We start from the raw sequence: 21,997 nt of genomic DNA, 5'->3' as shown, positions 1-21,997 counted from the left end.
ATCGTACCCCCCCCCCCCACCAAAAAAACCCCCCCCCCCCCCCACCCCCCCCCCCCCCCCCCCCCCCCCCCCCCCCCCCCCCCCCCCCCCCCCCCCCCCCCCCCCCCCCCCCGCCGCGCGGGCGTTTTTCGGAGGCCCGCGTTCCAGGGCCGGGCCCGGGCCGGGACACAATGGGCCGGTGCTCCACGATCTCTTCCCGCCAAGCATCCAGCACGCCCTGGACCTCGCGGGCATCTTCGTCTTCGCCACGGCCGGCGCCCTGCTCGCCGTGCGCAAGAACTTCGACGTCTTCGGCATCGCGGTCCTCGCGCTGGTGACCGCGCTCGGCGGCGGCCTCTTCCGCGACCTCGTCATCGGTGCCGTACCGCCGGCCGCCTTCGGCGAGCTCAGCTTCTTCGTCACCCCGCTGATCGCCGCGGCGATCGTCTTCTTCCTGCACCCCGAGGTCCAGCGGATCAACCGGGCCATCAACGTCTTCGACGCGGCCGGGCTCGGGCTGTTCTGCGTGACCGGCACGACCAAGGCCTACGAGTACGGACTCGGGCTGACCGCCTCGGCGGCCCTCGGCGTGGCCACCGCCGTCGGCGGCGGTGTGCTCCGCGACGTGCTCGCCAACGAGGTGCCCTCGCTGCTCCGCGACCGCGAGATGTACGCCGTACCGGCCCTGGTCGGCGCCACGATGGTCGCGCTGTTCATCGCCTTCGACACGCTCAACACCATGACCACGGCCATCGCCGTGCTCACCACCTTCTTCCTGCGGCTGGGCGCGATGAGCCTGCACTGGAAGGCGCCACTGGCCTGGAACCGCCGCTCGTCGGTCAAGGAAGAGACCCCGTGACCCCCTGACCAGGGGAGTGGGGGAGCCGACATGGAAAAAGCTACCGCTTAGTAACAGGACGGTGTACGGTCGCCCCATGACGCACGCAGCGGCCGAAACCAGCACCCCGGCAACCGCAACCATCGGTGACAGCGAGTTCGACCGCGACACCGCGGTCACCCCGCGGGCGGACCTGCCCGGGGTGTACGACGCCGAACTCTCCGCCGGCTGGACGATCATCAGCGCCGTGAACGGCGGCTATCTGCTCGCCCTCGTCGGCCGTGCGCTCTCCGCCGCCCTGCCGCACCCCGACCCGTTCACCGTCTCCGCGCACTACCTGAGCGCGTCCGTGCCCGGCCCCGCGGTGATCCGCACGGAGGTCGTCCGGGCCGGCAACACCCTGTCCACCGGCCAGGCCAGCCTCCTCCAGTACGACCCGGAGACGGGCGCGGAGATCGAGCGCATCCGGGTCCTCGCCTCCTACGGCGACCTGGACGCCCTGCCCGAGGACGTCCGCACCACCGCGGTGCCGCCGGTCATGCCCGCGTACGAGCACTGCCTCGGCGCCGAGGCCGGCCCGGCGCCCATCCCCGGAAGCACGGCCATCGTGGACCGGCTCCGCCTCCGCCTGGACCCGGCGACCGCGGGCTGGGCCGTCGGCGCCCCCTCCGGCAAGGGCGACATGCGCGCCTGGTTCGAACTCGCCGACGGCCGCGACGCCGACCCGCTGTCCCTCCTCCTCGTCGTCGACGCCCTGCCGCCGACCGCCTTCGACCTCGGCCTGGTCGGCTGGGCCCCGACGGTCGAACTCACCACCCACATCCGCCGCCGCCCGGCCCCCGGCCCCCTTCGGGTCTCCATCACCACCCGCAACCTGTCCGGCGGCTTCCTGGAGGAGGACGCGCAGATCTGGGACTCCGCGGACCACCTGGTGGCCCAGTCCCGCCAACTGGCCCGGGCCCCGCGCACTCCCTGACCCCGCGCCGGTTTCGGTTGGGGGACGGGCGGGGAAAGGCCCCGCGGCAGCGGTGCCCCCGGACCCCAACCGTAGAATCGGGGAATCATGGCTTACCTCGATCACGCCGCGACCACGCCGATGCTGCCGGAGGCGGCAGCCGCGATGACCGCCCAGTTCGGCATCACCGGAAACGCCTCCGCACTCCACGCCGCCGGACGCCTGGCGCGGCGGACCGTCGAGGAGGGCCGCGAGGCCCTCGCCGAGGCGCTCGGCGCCCGCCCCAGCGAGGTGGTGTTCACCGCCGGCGGCACCGAGGCCGACAACCTCGCCGTCAAGGGGCTCTACTGGTCCCGCCGGGACGCCGACCCCGCCCGGAACCGGGTCCTGGCCAGCCCGGTCGAGCACCACGCCGTCCTCGACGCCGTGCACTGGCTCGCCGAGCACGAGGGCGCGAACGTCGAGTACCTGCCCGTCGACCACCACGGCCGTGTGCACCCCGACACCCTGCGCGCCGCGATCGAGCGCGACCCCGACGACGTCGCGCTGGCCACCGTGATGTGGGCCAACAACGAGATCGGCACCGTCATGCCGGTCGCCGGACTCGCCGCCGTCTGCGCCGAGTTCGGCATCCCCCTGCACTCCGACGCGGTCCAGGCCGTCGGCCAGCTCGACGTCCGCTTCGGGGACTCCGGCCTCGCCGCGATGACCGTCAGCGGCCACAAGATCGGCGGCCCGTACGGCATCGGCGCCCTGCTGCTCGGGCGCGACCAGACCCCCGTACCCGTCCTGCACGGCGGCGGCCAGGAACGGCACGTCCGCTCCGGCACCCTCGACGTCCCCGCCATCGCCGCCTTCGCGGTCGCCGCGCAGCTCGCCGTCGAGCGGCGCGAGCGGTTCGCCACCGAGATCGGCGCCCTGCGCGACGAACTGATCGCCGCCGTCCGCGCCGCCGTCCCCGACGCCGTCCTCGGCGGCGACCCGGACGACCGGCTCCCGGCCAACGCCCACTTCAGCTTCCCCGGCTGCGAGGGCGACTCGCTGCTGCTGCTCCTCGACGCCCAGGGCATCGCCTGCTCCACCGGCTCCGCCTGCACCGCCGGCATCGCCCAGCCCAGCCACGTCCTGCTCGCCACCGGCACCGACCCCGACCTGGCGCGCGGCACCCTCCGCTTCTCCCTCGGGCACACCTCCACCAAGGAGGACGTGGCGGCGCTGGCCGCCGCCATCGGCCCGGCGGTCGAACGCGCCCGTACGGCGGGCCTGGTCTAGCGGCGTCCGCCGTCCGACCGGTCCGCGCTGGGACGACCCGGCACTGCGATCCCGGACGCCGAGACCCCCCGCAAGCGCTCGACGGCGTGCATAGGATGCCGACGATCACTGCCATGACGTGGATTGCCACGGTGGCAGCACGCACTCCGGGGGCAGTTCCCATGCATCAGTCCGATGCGCCTGTCGGCGCGTCAGCGGCGCACGGCTCGCACCACGCCTACCGCAAGGCCACCGGCGCGGCCGTCGTCGCCCAGGCCGTGATCGCCGTGTCGGCGCCGGCCGACATCTCCACCATGGACAACCCCGTGGAGCGCAGCATCGCCGTGCTGTCCTCGATCCTGGCGATCGCGGTGATCCGGCGGGTGACCGCGCAGCAGCCGGACGTCCCCCCGCACCCCGACGTGGCCTAGCTAGCCGGTCTTCGCCTTCACGTCGGCGATGTCCAGGGTGTCGGCCGGCGCGGGGGTCTTCGACGGTACGGGCTCGTCGTAGTCGGAGAAGACGGCCTCGCCCCGGGTGTCCGCCACCCGCGCGTCGATCCGCAGCAGGTAGGGCTTCCCCTCGGTGGCCACGTACCAGGTGGCCTCCCCGGCGCCGGAACGCGCGGTGACGGTGATCGCGGGCGTGCCCTTGACGACGGCTTTCGCGCCCTTCTTCGCACCCTTCTCGGGGAAGGGCTCGGACCCGAACGTGCGCTGGAGTGCGGACACGTCGCACACCGCGGCGAGCTCGCGCACCGAGGCGTCGGAGGCGTCGCCGTGCATCCACCGGCCGCCCAGCAGCGCGAACGCCTCCTTGCCGGCCTGCCCCGGCATCTGCGTCGAGAAGAACGCCGCGTCCGGCTTCATCCACACGTCCCGGCCGCGTTTGACGATGTCCATGTGGCCCCCCTTGCCGCCCGGTTGGGAGGCGTCGACACTGCCGGCGCAGTTGCCGTCCACGTCGAGGCGGAGGTCCATGGTGTAGGTCCCCGACGGGTCCTTCGTCTTCCCCTCCCAGCGCAGGGACCGGGCGTCGAGCAGGGTCTGCCGCCCCTTCTCGGCGATCACCGCTGCGGGCTCGTCCTCGATCCCGTTGCCGTACGGGGCCGTGAACCCCACCAGCAGGACGCAGGCACCGAGCGCCGCAGCCGCGGCCGCTCCCGCGAACCCGGACATCGCCTCACCCCGGCCTCACTGGAGGTTGGACAGCTCGACCGACTCGGCCTTCGACGGGGTCTTCGCCGGCACCGGCTTGTCGTACTGGGAGAAGGTGGCCTTGCCACGCTGGCCCGCCTTGCTCCCGTCCACCCGGAGCAGGTACGGCGTGCCCTCCGTGGCCACGTAGTACGTGATCGTCTCGCCCTTGTCGGTGCTGGTCGCCGTGACCGCCGGCTTGCCGTCGACCTCGGTGGTGCCGCCCTTCTTCGCGTTCTTCACGGGCGGCTTCTTCGCGTACTCGCCCTGGAAGGCGGACAGGTCGCAGACCTCCGTGAAATCACTCAGCATCGCGTTGCCGGCGCTGCCGTGGATCCAGCGGCCGTTGATCACCTCGGCGGCGTCCTGCCCGGCCGGGCCCGGCATCTGGGCCTGCAGGAACTTCGCGTCCGGCTTCAGCCACACGTCCTGACCCCGCTTGACGATCTCCGCGCGGCCGGCGTTCCCGGGCGGGGTGACGCTGCCCGTGCAGTTGCCGTCCACGTCGAAGTGGAGGTCCAGCGTGGTGGTCCCGGAGGCTTCCACCACCTGCGCGACCATCCGCACCGACGTGGCCTCGGCGAGCGTCTGCCGGCCCTTCTCGATGATCACCGCAGGGGGGTCGTCCTCGATCCCGTTGCCGTACGGGGCTGCGAACGCGTTCCCCTGCGGCGCTGCGAAGCCCACCAGCAGCGCGCCCACACCCAGTGCCACTCCCGCGAACCCGGACATCGCCTCACCTCCGACGGGGAGCGAGCGGTCACACGTTCAGCCTAGGTCGGGGCAGCGCCTCGCGCAGTCGCAGCACAGCCCGCCGGCTCAGGCGGAGCCGTTCCGGTCGACCTCGGCCCGTACCAGGCGTATGTAGCGGTCCCAGTCCCAGTGCGGGCCCGGGTCGGTGTGGTCGGCGCCCGGGACCTCGCTGTGGCCCAGGATGTGCTTCCGGTCCGGGCGGATCCGGTACTGCTTGCATATCCGCGCGGCCAGCCGCGCCGAGGACTCGTACATCGCCGCCGTGAAGTCGCGCGGCCGGTCCACGAAACCGACGTGCTCGATGCCGATGCTCCGCTCGTTCATCGAGCGGTTCCCCGCGTGGTACGCCACGTCCAGCTCGCGCACCATCTGCTCGATGTGCCCGTCCTGCCGCACGATGTAGTGCGCCGACGCCTTGTGGAAGGGGTTCTTGAACGCGTCCACCGAGGACTTGAAGCCGCCCTGCGTGACGTGCACCACGATCCGGTCCACCCGGTAGTCGTCCGGGCGGTCCGCGAGCCGCCAGTTCGCCGGGGAGGCGCCCGTCCAGTTCGCCCCCGGGTGGTCCAGCTCGCCCTCCTTGCGCGGCTTGGACACCCCCGGGAGCAGCCAGTACCCGCGCTCGATCTCCTCCCGGCCGGCCACCGCGGCCGCCGCGAGCACGCCGAGACCGCCCAGCAGCACGACCCGCCTGGTCCTCATGGTCCTCACCCCCTCTCGCCGATAACGCTCCGTGGCCGCGCGCGGTTCCCCGTACCCTGGGAAGCGCTATGACTGAGACCCTGCCGCGCACCGCCCGCCCCCTCCGCGTCCTGGCCGCCATGTCCGGCGGCGTGGACTCCGCCGTCGCCGCCGCCCGCGCGGTCGAAGCCGGGCACGACGTGACCGGCGTCCACCTGGCGCTCTCCGCGAACCCGCAGTCCTTCCGGACCGGCGCCCGCGGCTGCTGCACGATCGAGGACTCCCGCGACGCCCGCCGTGCCGCCGACGTCATCGGCATCCCCTTCTACTGCTGGGACCTCGCCGAGCGGTTCCGCGAGGACGTGGTCGAGGACTTCATCGCCGAGTACGAGGCCGGCCGCACCCCGAACCCGTGCCTGCGCTGCAACGAGAAGATCAAGTTCGCGGCGCTGCTGGACAAGGCCCTCGCCCTGGGCTTCGACGCGGTCTGCACCGGCCACTACGCGACGGTCGTGGTCAACGAGGACGGTTCGCGCGAACTGCACCGCGCCTCCGACATGGCCAAGGACCAGTCGTACGTGCTCGGCGTGCTCGACGAGAAGCAGCTCGCCCACGCGCTCTTCCCGCTCGGCGACACGATCACCACCAAGGAGGAGATCCGTGCGGAGGCGGAAGCCCGCGGCCTGGCCGTGGCGAAGAAGCCCGACAGCCACGACATCTGCTTCATCGCCGACGGCGACACCCAGGGCTTCCTGGCCAAGCGCCTCGGCAAGGCCGAGGGCGACATCGTCGACGAGTCCGGCAACAAGCTCGGCTCGCACGACGGCGCTTACGGCTTCACCATCGGCCAGCGCAAGGGCCTGCGCATCGGGCACCCGGCAGCCGACGGCAAGCCGCGCTACGTCCTGGACATCTCCCCGGTGAACAACACCGTCACGGTGGGCCCCGCCGAATCCCTGGACGTGGGCGCCCTGACCGCGATCAGGCCGCGCTGGTGCGGCACCGCCCCGGCGGACGGCCCGGCGCGCTACACGGCGCAGCTGCGCGCCCACGGCGGCGAGACGGAGGTCTCCGCGGAGCTGGTGGACGGCGAACTGCGGGTCACCTTCACCGAGCCGGTCCGCGGCGTCGCCCCCGGCCAGGCGATCGTCCTCTACGACGGCACCCGCGTGGTCGGCTCCGCCACCATCGCCACGACCGCCCGCGCCACCGCCGCCACGCCGGCCTGACCGGCTGCCCCCGCCGTCCCGCGTCGGGCGGGGGCGGGGGCGGCGCACGGTCCGGGAGGCCGGCCGGGCAGGCCCGTCAGACGACGGACAGGACGATCTTGCCGGTGGTGCGGCCGCGCTCGCCGATCTCGTGGGCCTTGGCGGCCTCGGCCAGGGGCAGGACGGTGTCGACGACCGGCTTCAGCGCGCCGCGCTCCACCAGGGCGGCGATCTCGCGCAGACCCAGGTGGTCCGGCTCGACCAGGACCCACTGCGCCCGCACGCCCTCCGGCGTCGCGGCGGGGACGTCGTCCGGGCCGGGCAGGGTGATCAGCCGGCCGCCGGGCCGGAGCACCTTCAGGGAGCGCTCGGCGGTCTCCCCGCCGAGGCCGTCCAGCACCACGTCCACGTCGGAGACGACCTCCTCGAAGCGCACCTCGCGGTAGTCGACCACCTCGTCGGCGCCCAGCTCCCGGACCACGTCGTGCTTGGCGGCGCTGGCCGTGCCGATCACGTACGCGCCGCGGGCCTTGGCGATCTGGACCGCGAAGTGGCCGACGCCGCCGGCCGCCGCGTGCACCAGCACCCGCTCGCCGGGCCGTACGTCCGCCGCGTCCACCAGGGCCTGCCAGGCGGTGAGCGCGGCCAGCGGCAGCGCCGCCGCCTCCACGTGGGTCAGGCCGGCCGGCTTCGGGGCGAGGTGCCGGGCCGGGGCCACCACGTACTCGGCGTAGCCGCCCGCCTGGCGCGGGAACAGCGGCATCCCGTAGACCTCGTCACCCGGCCGGAAGGCGCTCACACCCGGTCCAACGGTCTCCACCGTGCCGGAGACGTCCCAGCCGACCGCCGGCACCTCGCCCCACGCGATGAGGGCGCCGCTCGCGCGGACCTTCCAGTCCACCGGGTTCACACCGGCCGCGTGCACCCGCACCAGGACCTCGTTCAGGCCGGGCTCCGGGCGCTCGACCTCGCGCTCGACGAGGGTCTCGGGTCCGCCCCACTGCTCCACGACCACTGCACGCATGTTGACCGCCTCGTTCCGTTCCGTTTTCGGTTCCGCACCGGGTGTTTCCCGGCGACGCAGTCAACGATCCGGCAGGCCGCCCCGCCATGGTGTTGGCCGTTTGGCCAGTGTGTGACAGGATCTGGCCATGGGTGAAATGTCGCAGGAGACGCCGGACCGGCCGCACCGGATCGCGGTGCTCGCCCTGCCCGGGGTGCCCCCCTTCGAGCTCGGCATCCCCTCCCGGGTCTTCGGCAGCGCCGTGGACGCCGAGGGCCGCCCGCTGTACGAGGTCACCGTCTGCACCGCCGACGGCGCCCCGGTGCTCAGCGACGCCGGTTTCACCGTGCAGCCCGCGGCCGGCCCCGAGGCCCTGGCCGCCGCCGACACCGTGATCCTCCCGCCCACCCACGCCATGCCCGAGCTGGGCCGGGGCGGCCCGCTGCCCCCCGAGGTCACCGCGGCCATCGCCGGCATCCGCCCCGGCACCCGGCTGGTCTCCATCTGCACCGGGTCCTACGTGCTCGCCGCGGCCGGACTGCTCGACGGCCGGCCGGCCACCACCCACTGGAACCTGGCCCCGGAGTTCCGCCGCGCCTACCCCGAGGTCAAGGTCGACGAGGACGTCCTCTTCGTCGACGACGGGGACGTCCTGACCTCCGCGGGCGTGGCCGCCGGCGTCGACCTGTGCCTCCACATGATCCGCCGCGACCACGGCGCGGCCGTCGCCAACCGGGCCGCCCGGATGTGCGTCGTACCGCCGTGGCGGGACGGCGGGCAGGCGCAGTACATCGACCGCCCGGTCCCCGAACCCACCATCGCCACCACCACCGCCACCCGGGCCTGGGCCCTGGAGCACCTGGGCGAGCCGCTGTCCCTCACGCAGCTCGCCGAGCACGCCCGGATGAGCCTGCGCTCCTTCACCCGGCGGTTCCGTGACGAGGTCGGCATGACCCCGGTGCAGTGGCTCACCGCCCAACGCCTCGAACTCGCCAAGCAGTTGCTGGAGACCACGGACCTGCCCATCGATCTGGTCGCGCACCGGGCCGGCTTCGGTTCCGCGAACTCCCTGCGTGCGCACATGCGGACGGCATTCGGGGTCTCCCCGGCGGCCTACCGCCGCACCTTCAGCCCCAATGACCTTATTGCGACGCATGGTTGATCACGCGTCAATTCCCGGGTAACACTGTGGGCTCCGCGGAGCGAGATCCGCTCGGCGGGCGACCACCTCAATCCCAGGGGGAATTGACGTGCGCACACCTCGCAATCGGCGGAAAGGGGCGGCCGCGTTAGCGGTCACCGCCGCCATAGCCCTCGGGGCGGGCATGACCACACCCGCCACGGCCGCACCCTCACCCGGGCCGTTCGGTGCCGAACAGCAGCAGTCCGCCCGGCCGGGCCTCACGCACCTGACCCTGATCACCGGGGACCGCGTCACCGTCGACGCCCAAGGCCGGCTCGCCGGCTTCCGGCCCGCCAAGGGCCGGGAGAAGATACCCGTCTCGGTCCAGCGGGTCCGCGGCCGTACCAGCGTGGTCCCGGTGGACGCCCGGCGACTGATCGACGCGGGCCGTCTCGACCCCCGCCTCTTCGACATCACCGAGCTCAGCCGCGCCGAGTACCGCAAGGCCCGCGGCGACCGGCTCCAGGTGATCGTCCGCTACGAGGGCGGTTCCGCCCCCGCGGCCAAATCGGCCCTGCGTTCCGCGGCCGGCCTCAAGGTGGACCGTACGTACGCCTTCCTGGGCGCCGAGGCGGTCAGTGCCGCGCCCGACCGGGCCGCCGCCCTCTGGGAGGCCCTCACCGACCGGCCCGCCGGCGCCGCGCGCACGGCCGCCCCGGGCATCGCCACCGTCTGGCTGGACGGCATCCGCACGGCGAACCTGGACAAGAGCACCCGGCAGATCGGCGCCGACAAGGCCTGGGCCGCCGGCTACGACGGCAAGGGCGTCACCATCGCCGTCCTCGACACCGGCGTCGACTCCACCCACCCCGACCTGGCCGGCGGCAAGGTCGTCGCCGAGCAGAACTTCTCGGACTCCGCCGACGCCAAGGACCGCGTCGGCCACGGCACCCACGTCGCCTCCATCGCGGCCGGTACGGGCGCCAAGTCGGGCGGGAAGCTCAAGGGCGTGGCCCCCGGGGCCAAGCTGCTCAGCGGCAAGGTCCTCGACGACAACGGCTCCGGCGGCGACTCCGGCATCCTCGCCGGCATGGAGTGGGCCGTCGCCCAGGGCGCCCAGGTCGTCAACCTCAGCCTCGGCGGGTACGACGGCCCCGAGATCGACCCGCTCGAAGCGGCCGTCAACAAGCTCTCCGCCGACAAGGGCGTCCTCTTCGCCATCTCGGCCGGCAACGAGGGCTGGGCCGGCCCCGGCAGCATCGGCTCCCCGGGCAGCGCGGACGCCGCCCTCACGGTCGGTGCCGTCGACGACAAGGACGCCCTCGCCGACTTCTCCAGCCTCGGACCGCGCACCGGCGACGGCGCGATCAAACCGGACGTCACCGCCCCCGGCGTGGACACCACCGCGGCCGCCGCACCCGGCAGCCTCATCGAGCGCGAGGTCGGCCAGAACCCGGAGGGCTACCTCAGCATCTCCGGCACCTCGATGGCCGCCCCGCACGCGGCCGGTGCCGCCGCCCTCCTCAAACAACAGCACCCCGCATGGAACGGCGCCGCGCTCAAGGGCGTCCTGACGGCTTCCACCAAGCCGGGCCCGTACGGGGTCTTCCAGCAGGGCAGCGGCCGGATCGCCGTGGACCGGGCGCTCGGCCAGTCCGTGGTCGCCGAGCCGGTCTCGCTCGCCTTCGCCGGGCAGCCGTGGCCGCACAACGACGACACCCCCGAGCGGAAGCAGGTCACCTACCGCAACCTGGGCACCGCCCCGGTCACCCTGGACCTCGCCGTCACCGCCACCGGCCCCGACGGCAAGCCCGCCCCGGCCGGGTTCCTGGCCTTCGACAAGGCCAGGCTGACCGTCCCCGCGGGCGGCACCGCCTCCGCGGGGCTCACCCTGAACACCCGGCTCGGCTCCGCCGACGGCACCTACACGGCGTACGCCGTGGCGACCGGGCCCGGCGGGCAGGCGGTCCGCACGGCCGTCGCCGCCGAACGCGAGGTCGAGTCCTACAACCTGACGGTCAAGCACCTCGGGCGGGACGGCAAGCCCGCCGCGTCCTTCAGCACGGCCGTGCAGGGCCTGACGGGCGTGGCGGCCGGCAAGCGGTTCTCCCGCTTTCCCGAGTCCGGATCCGAAACCGTCCGCGTGCCCAGGGGCGGCTACCTGATCAACGCGGCCGTCTTCACCGACCCGGACGACGTCTCCAAGGGCGTCGACTGGATCGCCCAGCCCCGCCTGGACGTCACCAAGGACACCACCGTGACCGTCGACGCGCGCGGTGCCAAGCCGGTCGACATCCGGGTGCCCTCGCGCACCGCCGTCTCCACCTTCGCGGCGCCGAGCATCTACGCGCGCGCCGGCGGCCAGGAGTACGGCTTCGGCTGGTGGCTGGAGTCGTACGCCGGCCTGCGCACCGGGCACCAGGGGCCCGAGGCGGCTCCGGACACCGAGTTCTTCCAGCAGTGGGACGCGCACTGGGCGGACGGCGAGGCCGAGGAGTACCACGTTGCCCTGGGCACCAAGGTGAAGCGTTTCGCCAACGGATACACCCGGCACCTGAAGGCGTCCGAGCTGGCCGAGGTCTCGGTGGAGTCGGGCGCCTCCGTCCCCGGCAAGCAGAGCAGCGTGACCGCCTACGGAATGCTGCCCGGGCAGACCAGCGCCACCGGCGTCTCCCGCCCGCGGCCCGCCCCCGGCACGGTGAAGCTCCACCTGTCGACGGCTGACGGGGTGAAGTGGGACCTGGCCGCCGTACAGTCCTCCGGCGTCGACGAGAACGGCTTCCCGCTCGACGAGACGATCTACGTCACCGACCCGCCGAAGGCGTTCCAGGCCGGGAAGAAGTACCGCGAGCGCTACAACACCGGCGTGTTCGGCCCGCGCGTGGACACCGCGGCCGGCCTCGGCCTCTTCCGCAAGGGCGACGAGCTGTGGGGCACCCTGCCCCTGCTCGCGGACGGCTCGGGCCACAACGGCGCCGACCTCCTCGCCAAGGGGAAGACCGTGCTCTACCGCAACGGAGTCCAGGCCGGGCGCAGCGACACGGAACTGCGCGCCACGGACCCCTTCCGGGTGCCCGCCGGTGACGCCTCGTACAAGCTGGTCACCGAGACCACCCGGCCCGCCTCGGTCTCCCGTCTCTCGTCCAAGGTGACCGCCACCTGGTGGTTCCGCTCCGCGAGCACCCCGGCGGACAAGCCGGCCGCGGTCCCGGCCTCGGTGGTCGGGTTCACCCCCGACCTGTCCCTGACCGGCACCTCACCGGCGGGCCGCACGGTCCGCGTCCCCGTCACCGTGCAGGGCGCGGCGGCCGGAAAGGCGCTCAAGTCCCTGACGGTGTCCGTCTCCTACGACGACGGGTACACCTGGCAGACCCTGCCCGTGCAGGGCGGCGCGGTGCAGGTGAAGAACCCGGCGAAGGGCAGCCACGTCTCACTGCGCGGCACCGTCGTCGACACCGGCGGCAACAAGTCCGAAGTCACCGTCATCCGGGCGTACTTCACCGGCTGACGCGAGGAACGGACCACCGGAGAACCACCGAAGCGCAGTCGTCCCGGCATGACCCCGGAGGTAATCGCCTCCGGGGTCGTGCCCGGGCATGATCGACCCATGACCGCATACGCGATGGGCCTCATCCGCCCCGAGACCATGAACGAGGACGTCCTCCGCTACATCGAGGAGATCCAGACCACCATGGACCCCTTCGGCGGCCGGTTCCTCGTACACGGCACCCAGGCCGAAGTCCTGGAGGGCACCTTCACCTCCCAGGTCGTCGTCATCGCCTTCCCCGACATCGACACGGCCCGCGCCTGGTACGCCTCCGACGCCTACCAGGCCATCATCCCGCTCCGCACCCGCCACATAGAGGGCGAGATCCTCCTGCTCGACGGCGTCCCGCCGGGCTACGACGCCACGAAGACCGCCGCCGCGCTCCGCGAGTCCGCGGGCCTGTAGGGAGCGGCCGGACGGCGTCCGGACCGCGGCGCACCGGGCGGGGGCGGCGGAGTGCGAGCATGGGCCCATGGCTACTCACCTGATCACCGGCGCCGGCTCCGGCATCGGCGCCGCCGTCGCCGCCCGCCTGCACGCCCGCGGCGACGAGCTCATCCTGCTGGCCCGCGACGCCGCCCGCGGCAAGGAGCTCACGGCCCGCTACCCGGGATCGCGGGCGCTGGTCGCCGACCTCGCCGACCCCGACCGGATCTCCTGGGCCTTCTCCCACCAGGCGCTCCCCGACCGGCTCGACTCCCTGCTGCACATCGCCGGCATCGTGGACCTCGGGCCGGTCGGCGAGCTGCGCCCCAAGACCTGGCACCAGCAGCTCAACGTGAACCTGATCGCCCCCGCCGAGATCACCCGCCTGCTGCTGCCCTCGCTGCGCGCCGGCCAGGGCCAGGTCGTCTTCGTGAACTCCGGGGCCGGCCTCGCCGCCCACCCCGACTGGAGCGCGTACGCCGCCTCCAAGCACGGGCTGAAGGCCCTCGCCGACTCGCTGCGCGGCGAGGAGAAGAGGAACGGGGTGCGCGTCACCTCCGTCTACCCGGGCCGTACCGCCACCCCGATGCAGGCCAAGGTGCACTCCCAGGAGGGCAAGGAGTACGACCCGGAGGCGTGGATCGACCCCGAGTCCGTGGCCACCACCATCGTCATGGCCGTCGACCTGCCGCGCGACGCCGAGGTCAACGACCTCTCCGTACGGCCGGGGCGATGAGCCGGATGCGCGCGGTGAACGCCACCGGTGTCGGCTCGATGCCCGGCGGGGACGCCCGGGAGGCCGCCAAGACGGTCACCGGGACCTTCGAGGACTTCGTGTACCTGCCGGAGCTGCCCGCCCGGGGTCCCGGCGCCGACATGATCGGCCGCTCCCTCGGCCTGCTCGTCGACTTCTACGCGCACGTCGAGCCCAGCGGCTGGCGGATCAGCGACCGGCCCGGCCGGGACACCCGGCGGGCCCGGTCCTGGCTCGGCGAGGACCTCGACGCCATCGAGGAGTTCACCCAGGGCTACGAGGGACGGCTGAAGGTGCAGGCCGTCGGTCCGTGGACGCTGGCCGCCGCCCTGGAGCTGCGCGGCGGCGAGGCACTGCTGCAGGACGCGGGCGCCTGCCGGGACCTCGCCGGATCCCTGGCCGAAGGACTCCGCAACCACCTCGCCGAGGTGCGCAAGCGGGTGCCCGGCGCCGAGGTCGTGCTGCAGTTCGACGAGCCCTCGCTCACCGCCGTGCTGCAGGGACGGGTGCGGACGGCGAGCGGCTACCGCACCTACCGGGCCGTGGACCGGCAGGTGGTCGAGGGCGCGCTGCGCGACCTGTTCGCCGTCCACGACGGGGACGTGACCGTCCACTCCTGCGCGCCCGAGGTGCCCTTCGCACTGCTGCGGCGGGCCGGTGCGACGGGGGTGTCGTTCGATTTCTCGCTGCTCACCGAGCGCGAGGACGACGCCATCGGCGAGTCGGTCGAGGCCGGCCTGAAACTCTTCACCGGAGTGGTGCCGGGTACCGACGCCGCGTTGTCGGACCCTGCCGGTAGCGTCATGGGTGTCAGGAAGCTTTGGCGCAGGCTGGGGCTGTCCCCGGGGACTCTCGCCGAGTCCGTGGTGGTCACCCCCTCGTGCGGCCTGGCGGGCGCCTCGCCCGCCTACGCCCGTGCGGCTCTGGCCCACTGCGTCAGGGCGGCGAGGTCGCTCGCCGACAACCCTGAGTGACGGACCCACGGGAGGACACGGCATGGCAGCCGAACAGCAGGAGACGGTACCGGCGGAGGTGCGCGAGCAGCACCAGCTGCTGGCCGAGCAGGTCGAGGAGCACCGCTTCCGGTACTACGTGAAGGACCAGCCGGTCGTCAGCGACGCCGAGTTCGACAAGCTGCTGCGTTCCCTGGAGGCACTGGAGGAGCAGTACCCGGAGCTGCGCACGCCCGATTCGCCCACCCAGAAGGTGGCCGGGTCGTACGAGACGGACTTCGCCTCCGTCGAGCACCGCGAGCGCATGATGTCCCTCGACAACGCCTTCGACGAGGAGGAGCTCTCGGCCTGGGCCGACCGGGTCGTCCGGGACGTGGGCGCCTCGGCGTTCCACTACCTGTGCGAGCTCAAGGTGGACGGCCTCGCCGTCAACCTCACCTACGAGAACGGCAGGCTCACCCGGGCCGCCACCCGCGGCGACGGCCGCACCGGCGAGGACATCACCCCGAACGTGCGCACGATCGCGGACATCCCGGACCGGCTCAGGGGTGACCGGATCCCGGCGCTGGTCGAGATCCGCGGCGAGGTCTTCTTCCCGATGGAGAAGTTCGAGGAGCTCAACGCCCGGCTGGTCGAGGCCGGGGACAAGCCCTTCGCCAACCCGCGCAACGCCGCCGCCGGTTCCCTGCGCCAGAAGGACCCCAAGGTCACCGCCACCCGACCGCTGCACATGGTGGTGCACGGCCTCGGCGCCCGCGAGGGTTTCGACATCGGCCGGCTCTCCGAGGCGTACGCACTGCTGCACGAATGGGGTCTGCCCACCGCCCGGCACAACAGGGTCGTGGGCAGCCTCGCGGAAGTCCGCGCGTTCATCGAGCACTTCGGTGAGAACCGGCACTCGGTCGAGCACGAGATCGACGGCGTGGTCGTCAAGCTGGACGAGATCCCGCTGCAGGGCCGGCTGGGCTCCACGGCGCGCGCCCCGCGCTGGGCGATCGCCTGGAAGTACGCGCCGGAGGAGGTCAACACCAAGCTGATCGACATCAAGGTGGGCGTCGGCCGCACCGGCCGGGTCACCCCCTACGCGCAGGTGGAGCCGGTGACGGTGGCCGGCTCCGAGGTGGAGTTCGCCACCCTGCACAACCAGGACGTGGTGAAGGCCAAGGGCGTGCTCATCGGGGACACGGTGGTGCTGCGCAAGGCCGGTGACGTCATCCCCGAGATCCTCGGCCCGGTGGTGGACCTGCGGGACGGCACCGAGCGGGAATTCGTGATGCCGGCGGTCTGCCCCGAGTGCGGTACGGAGCTGCGGCCGATGAAGGAGGGGGACATCGACGTCCGGTGCCCCAACGGGCAGACCTGCCCGGCCCAGTTGCGCGAGCGTCTCTCCTACCTGGCCGGCCGCCAGTGCCTGGACATCGAGAACTTCGGCATGGTCGCGGCCGCCGCGCTCACCGGGCCGCTGGAGCCGGCGCAGCCGCCGCTGCTCGACGAGGGCGACCTCTTCGACCTCACCATCGAGCAGCTGCTGCCCATCAAGGCGTACGTCCTCGACCAGGACAGCGGTCTGCCCAAGCGGGACCCGAAGACGGGCGCGGAGAAGATCGTCACGGTCTTCGCCAACCAGAAGGGCGAGCCGAAGAAGAACGCCCTGGCCATGCTGGAGAACATCGCCGCCGCCAAGGAGAGCCCGCTCGCCCGCATCATCAACGGCCTGTCCATCCGGCACGTCGGCCCGGTCGCCTCGGAGGCCCTCGCCCGCGAATTCCGGTCGATCGAGCGCATCGAACAGGCCACCGAGGAGGAACTGACGGCGACCGAGGGGGTCGGCGCGATCATCGCCGCCTCCCTCAAGGAATGGTTCGCCGTCGACTGGCACCAGGAGATCCTGCGCAAGTGGCGGGCCGCCGGCGTGCGGATGGAGGAGGAGGCCACCGGCGAGGAGGAGGGCCCGCGCCCGCTGGAGGGCCTCACCGTGGTCGTCACCGGCACGCTGCAGAACCACACCCGGGACGGCGCCAAGGAGGCCCTGCAGAGCCGCGGCGCGAAGGTGACCGGCTCGGTCTCGAAGAAGACCTCCTTCGTCGTGGTCGGCGAGAACCCGGGCTCGAAGTACGACAAGGCCGTGCAGCTGAAGCTGCCGGTGCTCGACGACGCCGGCTTCGAGGTGCTGCTGACGGACGGCCCGGAGGCGGCCCGGGCGGCGGCCCTTCCCGTGGACGACTCGCCCGCGGCGGAGTAAGAGGGAAGAACCGGGGAGCGGCGACGGCGAACGGATGCGTGGCGTGCGGCCGTACGGGCGGGTGCACGCCGGGCGCACATCCGGGTCGCAAACGGCTGGTTGAGGGCTGGTCACAGGCCGGTGAGCTGTCGGATCATCGGACGGGTGACAAGGGGGTCCTGGTCCAATCTCACCCGTTCGGCGGATACCGTACTGATGAGGATGGCTGGGTCGCATAAGGGCAACCGCCGCCGACCGCTGCCCCTGGGAGCCTCCTGCGTCCTACTGTTGAGGGGTGCGTCTGTCGTGCACGGCTGCGTGGTGCGAATCCAGCCGTGATGGCATGACAACGGGGCCATCGCGTGGCATCGGCATCGCCGGCTGTGAGAGGGACGGGCATGAAATCCACCGAAAGCGCCGACCCGTCACCTGATTTCGGCGGCGGGGAGCTCCCGTCCGCGCGGGCGGGCCGCCTCGGCGTTCCGGTGTCCAGGACACCGGACGCCCACCCGCTGGACACCGGCGCGGTCACCGCACTGCCCGGGCGCCGCGCCGCGCTGCCGCTCGCCGTCGTCGGCCTGGCCGCCGCGCTGCTCGTCACCGGCATCGCGGGGATCCTGACCGACCGTCAGTCCCTGTTCCCCGGGGGCAGCGCGGGCTGGGCGCTCGCCGTGCTCGCCGGCATCCTCGTCGGCCACCTGGTGGCCATGGGACGCGACCGGTGGTGGGGCGGCACCGGCTCCGGCGCGGCCCTCACCCTGGGCGTGCTCATCCTCTACGGCTGGGTCCCCGCCGGACTGGTCTCCCTCGCCGTGGCCGGCCTGGTCGGCGCGGCCCGTCGGCAGCGCTGGCGCCAAGGGCTGCTGCACGCGTCCGTCGACGTCCTCGGCATCGGGGCGGGGGCGCTCGTCCTCGCCGTCTTCGGCGAGACCCCGAGCGTGGAATCCCCCTGGGGGCCCGAGGACTGGGGGCTGCAGGCCGTTCCCGAGGTGGCCCTGGCTGCCATCGCCTACCTGCTGGTGACCCGGCTGCTGCTGTGGTTCGCGGTGGCCCCGCGCGGTGGCGGACTGCCCACGATCGCCCGGACGGCCCTGCTCCGGCAGGCCCTCGTGGCCGTCGCCCTGCTCGGCATCGCCCCGCTGATCTGCGTGGTCGCGGTGACCCAGCCGGTGCTGCTGCCGCTGTTCTCCATCCCGCTGATCGCCCTCGACTCCACCCTGTGGATCGCCCGGGCGCGGGCCGAGGAACAGCTGCGGGACCCGCTGACCGGACTGCCCAACCGGCAGTGGCTGCTGGAGCGCACCTGGTCCGCGCTGGATGAGGCTGAACGTTTGGGCACGCGGTCAGCTCTTGTGCTGATCGACCTGGACCGGTTCCGCGCGGTCAACGACACGCTGGGCCATCTGGCGGGGGACCGCCTCCTCCTCCAGATCTCCGAACGGCTCCGGCAGGCCCTCCCCCGGGAGGCGGAGGCGGCCCGCCTCGGCGGCGACGAGTTCGCCGTGCTCCTCCCCGCCACCGACTCCACCACCAGCGCCCAGCGGGTCGCCCGCCACCTGGTGGCCGAGCTCAGCTCCCCCCTCGACCTCGACGGTCTCACCCTGGTCCTGGAGGCCAGCGCCGGCCTCGCCGTCTTCCCCGACCACGCGCTCGACGCGGAGGGGCTGCTGCGGCGCGCCGACGTGGCCATGTACCAGGCGAAGCGGGACCGTACCGGCGTCGAGGTCTACGAATCGAAGCGGGACAGCAACACCCCCGACCGCCTCGGCCTGCTCGGCGACCTCCGCCGCGCCCTGGACACCGGCGAGGTGGAACTCCACTACCAGCCCAAGGTGCGATTCGACGGCCACGTGGCCGGTCTGGAGGCGCTGGTCCGCTGGGTCCACCCGGAGCGCGGCAGGGTCCCCCCGGACGAGTTCATCTCGATCGCCGAGACCTCCGGCCTCATGCCGCACCTCACCGAGTACGTCCTGGAGACCGCGCTGGCCCAGGTCGCACGCTGGCGCGCCCAGGGCCTGAAGGTCCCCGTCGCGGTGAACGTCTCCCCGCGCGACGTCCACACCCCCGGCTTCGCCGGAGCCGTCGCCGCCCGCCTCGCCCGCCACGGCGTCCCCGCGGGCGCCCTCCAGCTCGAAATAACGGAACACGTCCTGCTGGAGGACCCGCAGCGGGCCGCCGACACCATGGCCGGCCTCACCGGCCACGGCGTGAAGATGTCCCTGGACGACTTCGGCACCGGCTACTCCTCGCTCGTCCACCTGCGCCGCCTCCCGGTCAGCGAACTGAAGATCGACCGCTCCTTCGTCGCCCGGCTGGCGGTCGACGCCCAGGACGCGGAGATCGTCCGCTGCACGGTCGACCTGGCCCACTCCCTGGGCCTGCTCGTGGTCGCCGAAGGCGTGGAGGACGACGAGACCTGGGAGCGCCTGCGCGACCTGGGCTGCGACGCGGTCCAGGGCTGGCTGGTCGCCGCCGCGATGCCCCCGCAGGAGGCCACCGCCTGGCTCCTCGCCCGAGGCGAACGCGGCTGGCGCCGCCCGGCCGACATCACCGCGGAGCTCACCGACACCCCGGCTCCCTAACGGGCCCCGGCCCCCGGAGGGCCCCGGCCCCCGGAGGGCCCCGGCCCCTGCCCGGCCCCGGCGGGGCCCGGCCCCTGCCCCGGCCCGTGCCCCGAGCTCCGCCCGGACCCGTGTCCGCTGCGCGGAGCCGTTGCCCCTCCCCGCCCTTTCCCGAAACCGGGGCCGCCGCCCCGGACCCCGGCCTGCGGGCCGGTGGGGGCTGGTCGCGCAGTTCCCCGCGCCCCTGACGGGCCGCGGCCGGAGCCGCCGCCGGGGTCCGGGGCGGAGCCCCGAGGGGGTGTGGGGCGCAGCCCCACGGGCGGGGTCCGGGGCCGCAGGCCCCGGTTTCGGGAAAGGGGCGGGGTGGGGAATGGCCCCGCGCAGCGGCGGGCCCGGCCCGCCAAGGGCTAACCGTTTCGTGGCCAGGGGCCCCGGCCCCATAGGATTGGGGCCGAAACTACACACTCACCCCAGAGGATCGCTGCATGCCTGGCATCACGCGCGAGGAGGTCGCCCACCTCGCTCGGCTGGCACGTCTGGAACTGGCCGAAGGCGAGCTCGACCACTTCGCCGGACAGCTCGACACCATCATCGGCGCGGTCGCCCGCGTCGCCGAGGTGGCCGACCAAGACGTCCCGCCGACCTCCCACCCGCTGCCGCTGACCAACGTCATGCGCACGGACGAGGTCCGACCGTCGCTCACCCCCGAGCAGGCGCTCTCCGGAGCCCCCGCCCAGGAGCAGCAGCGTTTCAAGGTGCCGCAGATCCTGGGGGAGGACTAATCAACATGAGCGACAACAGCCACACGAGCATCATCAAGCTCACCGCCGCCGAGACCGCCGCCAAGATCGCCTCCGGCGAGCTGACGGCCGTCGAGGTCACCGAGGCCCACCTGGCCCGGATCGACGCCGTCGACGAGAAGGTCAACGCCTTCCTCCACGTCGACCGCGAGGGCGCCCTCGCCCAGGCCCGCGCCGTCGACGCCAAGCGCGCCGCCGGCGAGGAGCTCGGCCCGCTGGCCGGCGTACCGCTCGCGCTCAAGGACATCTTCACCACGGTCGGCGTACCCACCACCGTCGGTTCGAAGATGCTCGAAGGCTGGCTCCCGCCGTACGACGCCACGCTGACCAAGCGCCTCAAGGACGCCGACGTCGTCATCCTCGGCAAGACCAACATGGACGAGTTCGCCATGGGGTCCTCCACCGAGAACAGCGCCTACGGCCCCACCGGCAACCCGTGGGACCTGACCCGCATCCCCGGCGGCTCCGGCGGCGGCTCCGCGGCCGCGCTGGCCGCCTTCCAGGCGCCCCTCGCGATCGGCACGGACACCGGCGGTTCCATCCGCCAGCCCGCCGCCGTCACCGCCACCGTCGGCGTGAAGCCCACCTACGGCTCGGTCTCCCGCTACGGCATGGTGGCCTTCTCCTCCTCCCTCGACCAGGGCGGCCCCTGTGCCCGCACGGTCCTGGACGCGGCCCTGCTGCACGAGGTCATCGCCGGCCACGACCCGATGGACTCCACCTCCATCGACGCCCCGGTCCCGCCGGTCGTCGAGGCCGCCCGCAACGGCTCGGTCGCCGGCATGCGCGTCGGCGTGGTCAAGCAGTTCCGCGGCGAGGGCTACCAGGCCGGTGTGCTGCAGCGGTTCGACGAGTCCGTGGAGCTCCTCAGGGAGCTGGGCGCCGAGATCGTCGAGCTGGACTGCCCGTCCTTCGACCTGGCGCTGGCCGCGTACTACCTGATCGCCCCGTCCGAGTGCTCCTCCAACCTGGCGCGCTTCGACGGCCTGCGCTACGGCCTGCGCACCGGCGACGACGGCACCCGCTCCGCCGAGGACGTCACCGCCCTGACCCGCGAGGCCGGCTTCGGCCCCGAGGTCAAGCGCCGCATCATCCTGGGCACGTACGCGCTGAGCTCCGGCTACTACGACGCGTACTACGGCTCCGCCCAGAAGGTCCGCACCCTCATCTCCCAGGACTTCGAGAAGTCCTTCGAGAAGGTCGACGTGATCGTCTCCCCGACGACCCCGACCACCGCCTTCCCGATCGGCGAGCGCGCCGACGACCCGATGGCGATGTACCTCGCGGACCTGTGCACCATCCCGACCAACCTGGCCGGCAACGCCGCCATGTCGCTTCCCTGCGGCCTGGCGCCGGAGGACGGTCTCCCGGTCGGGCTGCAGATCATCGCCCCGGCGATGAAGGACGACCGCCTGTACAAGGTCGGTGCCGCCGTCGAGGCCGCCTTCACCGAGCGCTGGGGCCACCCGCTGCTGGAGGAGGCTCCGTCCCTGTGAGTGCACTGTCCAAGGCCAAGGGCTTCAAGAAGTCGAAGTCCGGCACCTACCTGTCGATCGGCACCACCGCGTTCGGCGCCATCAGCGTGATCAAGCAGGCCCGCAGGGCCCGCACCGAGCACGACACGCTGCAGCTGGTCGACGCCGTTGTGTCCGCCGCCGCCATCGTCACCGGCCTCGCGATCCTGTACCGCGAGCTGAAGCGCCTCGGCGACGACGACGTCCTGCTGGGCTGAGAGGGAAAGTTCCAAC

Annotated in this window: 19 protein-coding genes; 15 read left to right on the top strand and 4 right to left on the bottom strand. The window is 73.0% G+C overall.

Going from position 1 to position 21,997, the window contains the following annotated elements:
• The first annotated feature begins 178 nt into the window (after positions 1 to 178).
• The 4 genes from AC067U_RS28390 to AC067U_RS28375 all read left to right on the top strand — a co-directional run bounded on the left by AC067U_RS28390 (position 179) and on the right by AC067U_RS28375 (position 3,454).
• Positions 179 to 838, top strand: a complete 660-nt coding sequence (locus AC067U_RS28390) for a trimeric intracellular cation channel family protein (RefSeq protein WP_478832621.1) — start codon at positions 179 to 181, stop codon at positions 836 to 838.
• A gap of 76 nt (positions 839 to 914) precedes the next feature.
• Positions 915 to 1,793, top strand: a complete 879-nt coding sequence (locus tag AC067U_RS28385; RefSeq protein ID WP_478832620.1) for a thioesterase family protein — start codon at positions 915 to 917, stop codon at positions 1,791 to 1,793.
• A gap of 87 nt (positions 1,794 to 1,880) precedes the next feature.
• Entirely contained in the window at positions 1,881 to 3,044 is a 1,164-nt protein-coding gene (locus tag AC067U_RS28380; protein WP_478832619.1) for a cysteine desulfurase family protein, read from the top strand.
• 161 nt (positions 3,045 to 3,205) lie between these two features.
• Positions 3,206 to 3,454, top strand: a complete 249-nt coding sequence (locus AC067U_RS28375) for a hypothetical protein (RefSeq protein ID WP_478832618.1) — start codon at positions 3,206 to 3,208, stop codon at positions 3,452 to 3,454.
• Here AC067U_RS28375 and AC067U_RS28370 read toward each other — a convergent pair whose 3' ends face one another.
• The 3 genes from AC067U_RS28370 to AC067U_RS28360 all read right to left on the bottom strand — a co-directional run bounded on the left by AC067U_RS28370 (position 3,455) and on the right by AC067U_RS28360 (position 5,674).
• Positions 3,455 to 4,201 carry a hypothetical protein gene (locus AC067U_RS28370; protein ID WP_478832617.1) on the bottom strand — a complete coding sequence of 249 codons (747 nt, stop codon included), beginning with the start codon at positions 4,199 to 4,201 and terminating at the stop codon, positions 3,455 to 3,457.
• A 15-nt stretch (positions 4,202 to 4,216) separates the two neighbouring features.
• Complete coding sequence (locus AC067U_RS28365; protein WP_478832616.1) at positions 4,217 to 4,951, bottom strand: hypothetical protein; 735 nt, start codon at positions 4,949 to 4,951, stop codon at positions 4,217 to 4,219.
• An 87-nt stretch (positions 4,952 to 5,038) separates the two neighbouring features.
• A complete protein-coding gene (locus AC067U_RS28360) occupies positions 5,039 to 5,674 on the bottom strand; it encodes an N-acetylmuramoyl-L-alanine amidase (RefSeq protein ID WP_478832615.1) in 636 nt (211 codons plus the stop codon).
• A 68-nt stretch (positions 5,675 to 5,742) separates the two neighbouring features.
• Between AC067U_RS28360 and mnmA the strand changes: the two genes are divergently transcribed.
• Positions 5,743 to 6,882, top strand: a complete 1,140-nt coding sequence (mnmA, locus tag AC067U_RS28355) for a tRNA 2-thiouridine(34) synthase MnmA (RefSeq protein WP_478832614.1) — start codon at positions 5,743 to 5,745, stop codon at positions 6,880 to 6,882.
• 76 nt (positions 6,883 to 6,958) lie between these two features.
• Here the strand turns inward: mnmA and AC067U_RS28350 are convergent, their stop codons facing one another.
• Positions 6,959 to 7,885 (bottom strand): NADP-dependent oxidoreductase, encoded by a 927-nt coding sequence (locus AC067U_RS28350; protein WP_478832613.1) that lies wholly within the window; start codon positions 7,883 to 7,885, stop codon positions 6,959 to 6,961.
• A 127-nt stretch (positions 7,886 to 8,012) separates the two neighbouring features.
• Here AC067U_RS28350 and AC067U_RS28345 point away from each other — a divergent pair, with 127 nt between their 5' ends.
• The 10 genes from AC067U_RS28345 (at position 8,013) to AC067U_RS28300 (ending at position 21,981) form a co-directional block, all read left to right on the top strand.
• Complete coding sequence (locus tag AC067U_RS28345; RefSeq protein WP_478832612.1) at positions 8,013 to 9,026, top strand: GlxA family transcriptional regulator; 1,014 nt, start codon at positions 8,013 to 8,015, stop codon at positions 9,024 to 9,026.
• 163 nt (positions 9,027 to 9,189) lie between these two features.
• Positions 9,190 to 12,495 carry a S8 family peptidase gene (locus AC067U_RS28340; RefSeq protein ID WP_478832611.1) on the top strand — a complete coding sequence of 1,102 codons (3,306 nt, stop codon included), beginning with the start codon at positions 9,190 to 9,192 and terminating at the stop codon, positions 12,493 to 12,495.
• Positions 12,496 to 12,594: 99 nt separating this feature from the next.
• On the top strand, positions 12,595 to 12,939 hold the full coding sequence (locus tag AC067U_RS28335) for a DUF1330 domain-containing protein (RefSeq protein ID WP_478832610.1): 345 nt from the start codon (positions 12,595 to 12,597) through the stop codon (positions 12,937 to 12,939).
• A gap of 67 nt (positions 12,940 to 13,006) precedes the next feature.
• Positions 13,007 to 13,696, top strand: coding sequence for an SDR family oxidoreductase (locus AC067U_RS28330; RefSeq protein ID WP_478832609.1), 690 nt, complete (start codon positions 13,007 to 13,009; stop codon positions 13,694 to 13,696).
• Positions 13,693 to 14,688, top strand: coding sequence for a methionine synthase (locus AC067U_RS28325; protein WP_478832608.1), 996 nt, complete (start codon positions 13,693 to 13,695; stop codon positions 14,686 to 14,688). Before AC067U_RS28330 ends, AC067U_RS28325 begins: the two co-directional genes overlap by 4 nt.
• A gap of 22 nt (positions 14,689 to 14,710) precedes the next feature.
• The gene (gene ligA, locus AC067U_RS28320; protein WP_478832607.1) at positions 14,711 to 16,909 is read left to right on the top strand and encodes an NAD-dependent DNA ligase LigA; all 2,199 of its coding nucleotides are present in this window, start codon (positions 14,711 to 14,713) and stop codon (positions 16,907 to 16,909) included.
• 377 nt (positions 16,910 to 17,286) lie between these two features.
• On the top strand, positions 17,287 to 19,470 hold the full coding sequence (locus AC067U_RS28315) for a putative bifunctional diguanylate cyclase/phosphodiesterase (protein ID WP_478832606.1): 2,184 nt from the start codon (positions 17,287 to 17,289) through the stop codon (positions 19,468 to 19,470).
• A 464-nt stretch (positions 19,471 to 19,934) separates the two neighbouring features.
• Positions 19,935 to 20,231, top strand: coding sequence for an Asp-tRNA(Asn)/Glu-tRNA(Gln) amidotransferase subunit GatC (gatC, locus tag AC067U_RS28310; protein ID WP_365117419.1), 297 nt, complete (start codon positions 19,935 to 19,937; stop codon positions 20,229 to 20,231).
• A 5-nt stretch (positions 20,232 to 20,236) separates the two neighbouring features.
• Positions 20,237 to 21,745, top strand: a complete 1,509-nt coding sequence (gene gatA, locus AC067U_RS28305; protein WP_478832605.1) for an Asp-tRNA(Asn)/Glu-tRNA(Gln) amidotransferase subunit GatA — start codon at positions 20,237 to 20,239, stop codon at positions 21,743 to 21,745.
• Positions 21,742 to 21,981: a hypothetical protein gene (locus AC067U_RS28300; RefSeq protein WP_478832604.1), complete on the top strand. Its 240-nt coding sequence runs from the start codon at positions 21,742 to 21,744 to the stop codon at positions 21,979 to 21,981. The genes gatA and AC067U_RS28300 overlap by 4 nt, the downstream gene beginning before the upstream one ends.
• The last annotated feature ends 16 nt before the right edge of the window (positions 21,982 to 21,997 follow it).

Source organism: Streptomyces sp. NPDC043853 (assembly GCF_056436025.1).
The sequence above is the reverse complement of the archived record's forward strand: the minus strand, read 5'-3'. Positions and strand labels throughout refer to the sequence as shown.

Excerpts from the sequence above, each read along its gene's own strand:
- AC067U_RS28350 (WP_478832613.1), bottom strand. The coding sequence starts at position 7,885 with ATGCGTGCAGTGGTCGTGGAGCAGTGGGGCGGACCCGAGACCCTCGTC.
- AC067U_RS28380 (WP_478832619.1), top strand. The coding sequence starts at position 1,881 with ATGGCTTACCTCGATCACGCCGCGACCACGCCGATGCTGCCGGAGGCG.
- ligA (WP_478832607.1), top strand. The coding sequence starts at position 14,711 with ATGGCAGCCGAACAGCAGGAGACGGTACCGGCGGAGGTGCGCGAGCAG.
- AC067U_RS28345 (WP_478832612.1), top strand. The coding sequence starts at position 8,013 with ATGGGTGAAATGTCGCAGGAGACGCCGGACCGGCCGCACCGGATCGCG.
- AC067U_RS28360 (WP_478832615.1), bottom strand. The coding sequence starts at position 5,674 with ATGAGGACCAGGCGGGTCGTGCTGCTGGGCGGTCTCGGCGTGCTCGCG.
- gatC (WP_365117419.1), top strand. The coding sequence starts at position 19,935 with ATGCCTGGCATCACGCGCGAGGAGGTCGCCCACCTCGCTCGGCTGGCA.
- AC067U_RS28330 (WP_478832609.1), top strand. The coding sequence starts at position 13,007 with ATGGCTACTCACCTGATCACCGGCGCCGGCTCCGGCATCGGCGCCGCC.
- AC067U_RS28325 (WP_478832608.1), top strand. The coding sequence starts at position 13,693 with ATGAGCCGGATGCGCGCGGTGAACGCCACCGGTGTCGGCTCGATGCCC.
- AC067U_RS28375 (WP_478832618.1), top strand. The coding sequence starts at position 3,206 with ATGCATCAGTCCGATGCGCCTGTCGGCGCGTCAGCGGCGCACGGCTCG.
- AC067U_RS28370 (WP_478832617.1), bottom strand. The coding sequence starts at position 4,201 with ATGTCCGGGTTCGCGGGAGCGGCCGCGGCTGCGGCGCTCGGTGCCTGC.
- AC067U_RS28335 (WP_478832610.1), top strand. The coding sequence starts at position 12,595 with ATGACCGCATACGCGATGGGCCTCATCCGCCCCGAGACCATGAACGAG.
- AC067U_RS28340 (WP_478832611.1), top strand. The coding sequence starts at position 9,190 with ATGACCACACCCGCCACGGCCGCACCCTCACCCGGGCCGTTCGGTGCC.
- AC067U_RS28365 (WP_478832616.1), bottom strand. The coding sequence starts at position 4,951 with ATGTCCGGGTTCGCGGGAGTGGCACTGGGTGTGGGCGCGCTGCTGGTG.
- mnmA (WP_478832614.1), top strand. The coding sequence starts at position 5,743 with ATGACTGAGACCCTGCCGCGCACCGCCCGCCCCCTCCGCGTCCTGGCC.
- AC067U_RS28385 (WP_478832620.1), top strand. The coding sequence starts at position 915 with ATGACGCACGCAGCGGCCGAAACCAGCACCCCGGCAACCGCAACCATC.
- AC067U_RS28315 (WP_478832606.1), top strand. The coding sequence starts at position 17,287 with ATGAAATCCACCGAAAGCGCCGACCCGTCACCTGATTTCGGCGGCGGG.
- gatA (WP_478832605.1), top strand. The coding sequence starts at position 20,237 with ATGAGCGACAACAGCCACACGAGCATCATCAAGCTCACCGCCGCCGAG.